The 8,178-nt window shown below is 75.9% G+C and carries 6 protein-coding genes and 2 pseudogenes; 4 read left to right on the forward strand and 4 right to left on the reverse strand.

Features of this window, described 5'->3' with window-relative positions:
* Positions 1-1,041, forward strand: a pseudogene (locus tag ACFXB5_RS51220) (regulator); the annotation flags it as partial.
* 57 nt (positions 1,042-1,098) lie between these two features.
* Here ACFXB5_RS51220 and ACFXB5_RS51225 read toward each other — a convergent pair.
* Positions 1,099-1,860, reverse strand: a complete 762-nt coding sequence (locus ACFXB5_RS51225; protein ID WP_385222381.1) for an ArsR/SmtB family transcription factor — start codon at positions 1,858-1,860, stop codon at positions 1,099-1,101.
* A 535-nt stretch (positions 1,861-2,395) separates the two neighbouring features.
* On the opposite strand from ACFXB5_RS51225, the gene ACFXB5_RS51230 reads away from it, so the two are divergent.
* Together ACFXB5_RS51230 and ACFXB5_RS51235 are read left to right on the forward strand one after the other, a co-directional pair.
* Entirely contained in the window at positions 2,396-2,884 is a 489-nt protein-coding gene (locus ACFXB5_RS51230; protein ID WP_385222383.1) for an MFS transporter, read from the forward strand.
* Positions 2,872-3,666 carry an MFS transporter gene (locus ACFXB5_RS51235; protein ID WP_385222385.1) on the forward strand — a complete coding sequence of 265 codons (795 nt, stop codon included), beginning with the start codon at positions 2,872-2,874 and terminating at the stop codon, positions 3,664-3,666. The genes ACFXB5_RS51230 and ACFXB5_RS51235 overlap by 13 nt, the downstream gene beginning before the upstream one ends.
* A 683-nt stretch (positions 3,667-4,349) precedes the next feature.
* On the opposite strand, the gene ACFXB5_RS51240 is transcribed toward ACFXB5_RS51235, so the two are convergent.
* Positions 4,350-5,681 carry an NAD(P)/FAD-dependent oxidoreductase gene (locus ACFXB5_RS51240; protein WP_385222388.1) on the reverse strand — a complete coding sequence of 444 codons (1,332 nt, stop codon included), beginning with the start codon at positions 5,679-5,681 and terminating at the stop codon, positions 4,350-4,352.
* A 257-nt stretch (positions 5,682-5,938) separates the two neighbouring features.
* On the reverse strand, positions 5,939-6,829 hold the full coding sequence (locus tag ACFXB5_RS51245; RefSeq protein ID WP_385222392.1) for a TIGR01777 family oxidoreductase: 891 nt from the start codon (positions 6,827-6,829) through the stop codon (positions 5,939-5,941).
* A gap of 67 nt (positions 6,830-6,896) precedes the next feature.
* On the opposite strand from ACFXB5_RS51245, the pseudogene ACFXB5_RS51250 reads away from it, so the two are divergent.
* A pseudogene (locus ACFXB5_RS51250) lies at positions 6,897-7,438 on the forward strand (GNAT family N-acetyltransferase).
* A gap of 39 nt (positions 7,439-7,477) precedes the next feature.
* On the opposite strand, the gene ACFXB5_RS51255 reads toward ACFXB5_RS51250, so the two are convergent.
* The gene (locus tag ACFXB5_RS51255; RefSeq protein ID WP_385222394.1) at positions 7,478-7,999 is read right to left on the reverse strand and encodes a DUF4240 domain-containing protein; all 522 of its coding nucleotides are present in this window, start codon (positions 7,997-7,999) and stop codon (positions 7,478-7,480) included.
* Between the last annotated feature and the right edge of the window lie 179 nt (positions 8,000-8,178).

Raw genomic sequence — 8,178 nt, forward strand, 5'->3', positions numbered from 1 at the left:
CCCCTGACATACGGGGGGGGGGTGAGGGTTTTTTTACAAACCCCCCCCCCCGTGGGCCGCCGGGGCCCCCCGGCCCCGCGGGCGGGGGCGCCCCGCCCCCCCCCGGGCCCCCACGACCGCGACCGGCGCGGACCGGGCTACCGGGTGACCTCCGGTGACATCGCGGCCCTGCGCTCGGTCGGCGAGCTGTTCGCGGCGCTGGACCAGACGTACGGCGGCGGCCACGCCCGGCAGGCCCTGGTGCGCTATCTCGAGCACGAGGGCGAGCCGATGCTGCGCGGCTCGTACAACGAGGCGACCGGGCGACGGCTGTTCGGCGCGATCGCCGATCTGACCCGGCTGGCCGGATGGACCTCGTTCGACATCGCCGCCCACGGCCTGGCGCAGCGCTACTTCGTCCAGGCGCTGCGGCTGGCGCAGGCCGCCGGGGACCGCACGTACGGCAGCTATGTGCTGGTGACGATGAGCCGCCAGGCCGTCTATCTCGGCCATGGGCGGGAGGCCGTACAGCTGGCCAGGGTGGCCCAGCAGGGGGTCGGCGGCGGCGCCCCGCCGGTGCTCCAGTCGCTGCTGCACGCGATCGAGGCGCGCGGCCATGGCGTGCTGGGCGAGGTGCGCGCGTGCACCGCCTCGCTCGCCCGCGCCGAGCGGTCGCTGGAGGCGGCCCGGCCGGGGGACGAGGTGCCGTACTGGGCGCGGCTGTTCGACGAGGCGCAGCTGGCCGACGAATTCGGCCACTGCCACCGCGATCTGCAGCAGTACCGCGCCGCCGCCCAGCACGCGGAGCGCTCCTTGCAGCTCCACGGCTCCGGGTTCGCGCGCAGCCGGCTGTTCTGCCGAGTGGTGCTGGCGACGGCGCGGCTGGGCCTCGGCGAGCTCGAGCAGGCGTGCCAGCTCGGCGCGGAGGCGGCACAGCAGGCGTCGGAGATGCGGTCGGTGCGGGCGGCGGAGTACGTACGGGACTTCGAGCGCCGCCTGGAGCCGTACCGCGACGCGGCACCGGTACGGGGCTACCGGGAGCGGGTGGCGGCGCTGGGGTAGGGCGGCTGGGGAGCGGCGGCTGGGGTAGGGGCGGTTGGGGTAGGGGCCTGCCGCCGCTCAGGCGTCCGGGACGACGCCGAAGGCGCGCTCCAGACCGGTGCGGCCGGCATCGGTCAGGGTGATCACGCGGCGGCGGCTGCCACGGCGGATCCAGTCCAGCGCGAAGAGCCGGTCCGTCAGGGCGGCCCCCAGCGCCCCGGCGAGATGGTGGCGCTGCTCGGTCCAGTCGACGCAGTAGCGGATCAGCTGACGGCGCCCGGCGAGCTCGTCCGCGTCCACGCCGAACGCCGCCAGCTCCGCGCGCCCCGGGGCCGTCAGCCGGTACGTGGTGTCCCTGCCCGGGGCGGAAAGCCGGTCGCCCTCCGCCGCCTCGGGGTGGAAGCGCCCGTCGCCGCCCGCCAGGACCCCGCGCTCCAGCAGCGCCGCCATCAGGGCCACGCCGAGGGCACCCGCGACATGGTCGTAGCAGGTGCGCGCCCGGCGCAGGGCGTGTGCGTGGGTGCTCTGCCGCAACGAGGTGACGGGCAGCGGCGGGGCGATCCTGGCCAGCGCCTCGAGTGCCTCGCCGACGGCGGGACCGGCCAGCCGGTAATACCGATGCCGCCCATGCCGCTCGACCCGCACCACCCCGGCCTCCAGCAACTTGGCCAGATGCCCACTCACCGTGGACGCGCTGACCCCTGCCTCACCGGCCAGCACACTGGCGGGCAGCGCCCGCCCCTCCAGCAGCGCCCGCAGAACGCGAGCACGGGACGGATCGGCGATCGCCGCGGCCGCGCGAGCGATGTCGGCGTCACGGGCATCCGTGGTGGTGGCCATGGCTCCAGCGTAGGACGGGGTCGCTTCGGCACCGGCCGAAGTGTGGCGGGGCGGCTCCGTACGTCCTCGGCCGGGGCCGGGGCCGGGGCCGGGGGTGCGGGGGCGCCGTGGCGCCTGTGCCGCTCCCCGCGCGTGGGCCGCGCCCTGCGGGCCGGAGCTTCGCCATACGTGCCACGCCACGAAGCGTGGCGGGCGGCCGCGCGGATCTCGGTGGCGAGGGCCGCGCGGTGCGGTATCGCCCACTCATTCCGCGCGTCCTGGGCACGCCATGGTTCGGTCCGTACCGAAGGGATCAGCCCTGAGGCTGGACGCATGGGGACGTACCGCTCCACACACCGGCCTCCGCGATCCTCGAGCCCACCCGTGGCGGGTGGCGTGCGGAAGGGGCCGCTGCTCGCCATCTGCCTTGGCTACTTCCTGGTCATCCTCGATGTCACCGTCGTCAACGTGGCCGTGCCCCGCACCGGGGCCGGGCTGGGGGCGGGGCAGGGGGCGCTGCAGGGGGCACCTCCCGGCCGAAGGCTGGGGGAGGATCGTGGACGGGTACACGCTTGCCTTCGCCGGGCTGTTGCTGCTCTGCGGTGGGCTCGGGGACCGGCTGGGCCATCGGCGGGTGTTCCTTGCCGGGCTCGGGCTGTTCACGGTGGCCTCCGCCGCATGCGCGCTCGCGCCGAGCGCCGGCTTTCTGGTCGGCGCGCGGCTGGCGCAGGGGGCAGGGGCGGCGACCATGGTGCCCGCCTCGCTCGCGCTGCTCGGGGCGTTGCATCCCGAACCCGGCGCGCGGGCACGGGCGTTCGGGGTGTGGGGCGGGATCGCGGGGGTCGCCGCCGCGGCCGGTCCGGTGCTCGGCGGGGTGCTGGTGTGGGGCGCGGGGTGGCGGACGGTGTTCCTCGTCAACATCCCGCTGGGCGCGCTCGCCATCTGGCTCACCGTCCGCCAGGTGCCGCCACGCGCCCGCGCGCGGAGCGTCCGCCGCTGGACCTCGCGGCCCAGTTCACCGGCGTCGTCGCGATGGCCGCCCTGATGGCCGCCCTGATGGCCGCCCTGATGGCCGGGCTGAACGAGGCGGGCGGGCGCGGCTGGACCGATCCGCTGGTGCTCGGCGCGCTGGCGTCCGCGCCGCTCGCGGGGGCGCTGTTCCTGTGGCTGGAGCGGCGCGCGGCGGCGCCCGCGCTGCCACCGAGGCTGCTGACCGGGTTCCGGTTCCCGGCCGCGCTGGCCGTGGGGGTGCTGCTCAATCTCGGCTTCTACGGGCTGCTCTTCCTCACCACCCTCTACTTCCAGCGCCACCGGGGCTGGGACCCGCTCGCCACCGGTCTGGCGCTGCTGCCGATGGGCGCGCTGGTGGCGTTCGCCTCGCCGCTGTCCGGGCGGGTCGCGGCGCGCGTCGGCACCCATGTCCCGGCCGTGGCAGGGCTGCTGACCGGGGCCGTGGGGCTGCTCGGCTGGGCGGCCGTGGGGCCGCACACGCCGTATGCGCTGCTGGTCGTGCCGCTGCTGCTGACCGGGTTCGGCACCTCGTTCACCATGCCGTCGGCGACGATCGCGGCGATGGAGGCCGCACCGCACGAGGTGCGCGGCGCGGCGTCGGGCGCGTTCAACGCGGCGCGGCAACTGGGCAGCGCCATCGGCGTGGCCCTGTTCGGAACCCTCGCGGCAGCGTCCGCGAGCTCCGCCTTCTACGCCGGGATGCGACTGTCCGCAGTGATCGCGGCCGGATGCTTCGTATGCGGCGCGATCCTGGCGGCGCTGTCGGGTCCCGCCGCCCGCACCACGCCCAACGCCTCCGCTACGGACGCGTCTTGACGCGCCGTCGCGCGGCAGCCACGGTGCGCGGCCCCCAGCGGCCCTGCTGAGCCCCCCCGCGAGCGCACCGTAGGCCGCCACGGCGACACGGGCTGCGGCCGGTGCCGAAGCTCGCGCCGGACCCGGCTCCCGGCGAGGCGCGCAAGCCGGACCAGCCGAGTGCCGCCCAGTCGCGTGCCGCGACCCGCGAGCCGCACGGAGTCTGGGCCTCGGCGGTCCGCCGGGTACCGCGCAGATGACGCCTGTGGGGCACGCCGACGACGCGGGTGCCGGTCTTCCCGGGCCGTGAGCTGCGAGCCGCTGGGGCCGCCGGTCAGGCCGCTGTGGGGGGCAGGGCGCCGTAGCCCGTGCGGGCCGGGCTCCTGGCGGGGCGTCGACGCCAGGTATGCCGCGACCCGCGAGCCGCACGGGAGTCTGGGCCTCGGCGGCCCGCCGGGCATTGCGTGGACGGCGCCGGTCAGGCCGCTACGGCGGGTGGGGCCCGGGACCGGCGCCGCAGCCCGCGCGGGCCCGGCCCCTGGCGGGGCGCCGAAGTCGGGCGCGCCGTGCGGGCGCGAGCCGTACGGGAGCCTCAGCCCTCGCGGGCGCGGCGGGGCAGGCCGCCGTGGCGCGGGGCCGGTCCTCCCTGGCCGCGGGGCGTGACGGGAGCCTGACTCAGCGGCGAGCCCCGGCAGGGGCCCGCGTCAGGCTGCCGCGGCGGGCAAGGTGCCCGGGTTCGTGTCGGAGCCCGAGTCCGGTGGGGCGCCGAAGTCGCTGAGGACTGCTCGGGCGGCTCGGCGGCCGGAGGCCAGGGCGCCTTGGACCGTGCTGGAGTCGCGGTGGTCGCCGCAGACGTACAGGCCGGACAGCAGCCGCACCGGGCGGCGCGGGTCGTGGGGTGCGGGCATGGCCGGGACGGCGTACGGGTCGTGGTGGGCGGCCAGCAGGTCCCAGGCCGCCGTCGACGTCCCGTACACCGCGGCCAGTTGGGCCCGGACGGCCCGGTCGAGCTCGGCGGTCGGCAGCGCGGCGGAGGCACCCAGCACCGTGGAGGTGATCAGCACCCGGCCGGGTGGGGTGCGTGAGGGGTCCACCTCGCTGGCCACCATGGTGTGGGCCACCGGGCCCTGCCCGCCCGCGGCGAGTATCAGCGCGGGCTCGCGCAGCGGCGGCCGGTCGGCGGTGTGGTGCACCACCGTGATGGGGTGGAAGGCCGGCACCCGCAACCCGGGCAGCAGCCCGGCCGCGTCGTGCGCCCCGGTGGCCACCAGCACCGCACGGCAGCCGAATTCGCCGTGTTCGGCGGTGGCCACGGCGGTGGTGGAGGCCGATACGGCCCGGACGCCCGTACGGACCGTCCCCTGCGGCAGCGCGGCCGCGAGCAGTTCGGGGACGGTGGACGCGCCGCCCGCCGGGAGGCAGAGGCGGCCGCGTGCGTAGCCGCGCAGCGCGAGGTCGGCGCAGCGGCTGGAGGTGGTGAGGTCCGGGTCGCTCAGCAGTGAGACGAGCAGCGGACGCAGCACCCCCTCGACCGTACGAGCAGGTAGGCCCCGCCCCCCCAGGGTCTCGGAGACCGGCCGGTCGGGGCGGGCGAGCAGGCGGTCCGCGGGCAGGGCGGCGAGCCTGCCGAGGGCGGCACCGAGTCGGGCCTGATCGAGCCCGCTGCCGAGCGGCGCGCGGGCGGCGTTCGCGAGGGCGCGTGCCGTGGTGAATGCGCCCCTCATGCTCCGGGGAGTGTCCACCCGGTGCGTACGGCCCTCGCTGTGGACCAGCACCCCCTGGGCGAAGGGGCGCAGGGCGAGGGCGCCGAGCCCCGGAGTGCGCCGCAACTCCGGGAACGAGGTGTTCATCAGATGGCCGGTGCGGTCCAGCCGGAAGCCGTCCACGGTCTCGGTGGTCATCCGTCCGCCCACGTGGGGCGCGGCCTCGAGCACCGTGACCGCGACTCCCGCGCCGGTCAGCCGATGGGCCGCGGCCAGCCCCGCGAGCCCGGCGCCGACGATGACGACGTCCGTGCGGTGCGCGCGCTTGAGCACGTGTCCTCCCCGAGGTCGGTGCGTCCGTCACGGGGGCTGCTGCCCCGACCGGCGGTCCGGATGCGTGGGTCCCGCGAGTCGGCTCGGCGAGACGGTCTTGACAGTACGGACAAAAACGGTCGATGCCAGACGCGCATCGACCGGGCACGGGCGCACACCCGTCGCACACCAGTCGCACACCGCCGTCGAACGGTCCGCGGCCGGGGGAGGAGAGAGAACGGAGGAGAGCGGGAGGGGGCGCGGAGCGCCCAACTCCCTTATCCGAGCGCCGCCTTGATCGCCTCGTCCACATGCGGGCAGGCGAACGTGAAGCCGGAGTCCAGAAGGCGGCGGGGGACGGCCCGGACGCTGCCGAGGACGTCCCCGGACATCTCCCCCAGGGCGATCCGCAGCGCGGGCGCGGGCACCGAGAGGAGCGTGGGGCGGCCCAGCACCCGGCCCATGGCGGCCGTGATCTCGCGGTTGGTCACCGGCGTCGGCGCCGTCAGGTTGACCGGCCCGGTGAGCTCGGGCGTGTCGAGGATGTGGCGCAGCGCGGCGATGTGGTCCCGCAGCGCGATAAAGCTCCAGTACTGCCGGCCGCTGCCCATCCGCCCGCCGAGCCCCAGCTTGAACAGGGGGAAGAGCTTCCCCCACGCCCCGCCCTCGGCGGAGACCACCAGACCGGTCCGGGCGAGGACCGTACGGACGCCCGCCTCCTGCGCCGCGGTCGCCGCCTCCTCCCAGTCCTGGCAGAGATCCGGAAGGAAACCGTGGCCAGGGGGCGCACTCTCGTCGACCGCGCGCTCCCCGGTGTCACCGTAGAACCCCACCGCGCTCCCGCTGACCAGCACCCGCGGCGGGGTGTCCAGCGAGGCGATCGCCTCGGCGATGGCGGCGGTGCCCAGCACCCGGCTGTCCCGGATCTCCTTCTTGTACGCGTCGGTCCAGCGCCGGTCGCCGACGCCCGCGCCGGCGAGATGGACCACGGCCGCACAGCCCATCAGCCCGGAGGCGTCGACCCACTGCCGCCGCGGGTCCCACTCCACCTCGTCCTCCGCACGCGACGGACGCCGCACCAGACGCACCACCTGGTGGCCGTCCTCGCGCAGCGAGCGGACGAGTGCCGTGCCGATGAGCCCGGAGGAACCGGTGACCGCGATACGCATGGCCCCATCCTGCCCTCGATCACGGGAGGGATGTCGGACAACGGGCGGGCGTGGCACAGTGATTCGCATGCCCCAGCCCTACGACCTGCCCCAACCGTCCCATCCGTCCCAGCGGTCCGAGCTGATCATCCGACCCGCCGTGATCGACGACGACACGGCGCTGGCCGAGCTCGACCGCCGCACCTGGTCGCCCCTGCATGCCGTACAGCCGAGGCCACAGCCGCCGTACGACCCCCCTTCTTCACCCTCCACAACCGCGTCGAGCAGATCCTCGTGGCCGAGCTCGCCGGGTCTCCCGTCGGCTACCTACGGCTCGTGCCGCCGACCCCGCTGGCCTGTAACGCCCATGTCCGCCAGATCCAGGGGCTCGCGGTGGACGAGCGGGTGCGGGGGAAGGGCATGGCGCGGGCGCTGCTCGGCGCCGCGTACCAGGAGGCGCGGAGGCAGGGCGCGACCCGCATGACCCTGCGGGTGCTGGGCCACAACACCCCCGCACGGCGGCTGTACGCGTCGGAGGGGTTCGTGGTGGAGGGCGTGCTGCCGGGGGAGTTCCTGCTGGAGGGGGAGTACGTGGACGATGTGCTGATGGGGCGCCCGCTGGACCGCTGAGGCGCCGCCTCGCGCCACGCCCTCACCACAAGGCCGTTGTCAGGCCCTGAAGCGCTCCCACAGCCGCGGATACCGCTCCGCCAGCACCGCCTCGCTCTCGAAGTCGAGGGGCTCCCCGACCGGTTCCCGGGGCGTGGGCGTGAGCCCCAGCTCCGGCAGGGGCGCGCCGGTCAGCCGCTCGTACGCCTCGTCCGCCGCGTACCCCAGGTCCTCGCAGTCGCCGTCCACCTGCTCGTCGAAGTCCTCGAGCAGCTCGGCGAGCGCGTCCGGATCGTGCAGCGCGCCCTCGAAGATCTCCCGGCCCTGGCCGATCAGCCAGTAGCGGAACGCCTCGAAGGCGTCGTCGCTGACCCCGCCGAGCAGCACCCAGGCGGCGCCCCACACATCCCAGCGGTACGCCCGGTCGGAGCGGGCCTCGAAGTGCCGGGCGAAGTCCAGCACCGCGTCGGGGTCGAGCCGTGACAGCTGCTCGACGAGCAGGTCGGACTGGTCCTCGGGGTCGCCGTCCGCGGCCTCCCGAGCGCTGTCGACCAGCCCCCAGAACTCCGTCTCGTCCATCATCACGGGACCAGGATCGGCCCTCCCGCGCACCCCCGCACGCGGAACGCGCCGGATGCGGTCGCCTCGCAATACCGGACAGCGGATGTCGGGTTTCCCTGCGAAGGGGGGCCCCGGGGGGGGCCCGCCGGCCCCCCCCGGGCGCACCGCCACCCCCACCCCCCACACACCACCACCGGCGA

The sequence above is a fragment of the Streptomyces sp. NPDC059455 genome, assembly GCF_042750115.1.
GTDB classification, from domain to species: Bacteria; Actinomycetota; Actinomycetes; order Streptomycetales; family Streptomycetaceae; genus Streptomyces; species Streptomyces endocoffeicus.

Excerpts from the sequence above, each read along its gene's own strand:
- ACFXB5_RS51225 (WP_385222381.1), bottom strand. The coding sequence starts at position 1,860 with ATGGCCACCACCACGGATGCCCGTGACGCCGACATCGCTCGCGCGGCC.
- ACFXB5_RS51235 (WP_385222385.1), top strand. The coding sequence starts at position 2,872 with ATGGCCGCCCTGATGGCCGCCCTGATGGCCGCCCTGATGGCCGGGCTG.
- ACFXB5_RS51245 (WP_385222392.1), bottom strand. The coding sequence starts at position 6,829 with ATGCGTATCGCGGTCACCGGTTCCTCCGGGCTCATCGGCACGGCACTC.
- ACFXB5_RS51255 (WP_385222394.1), bottom strand. The coding sequence starts at position 7,999 with ATGATGGACGAGACGGAGTTCTGGGGGCTGGTCGACAGCGCTCGGGAG.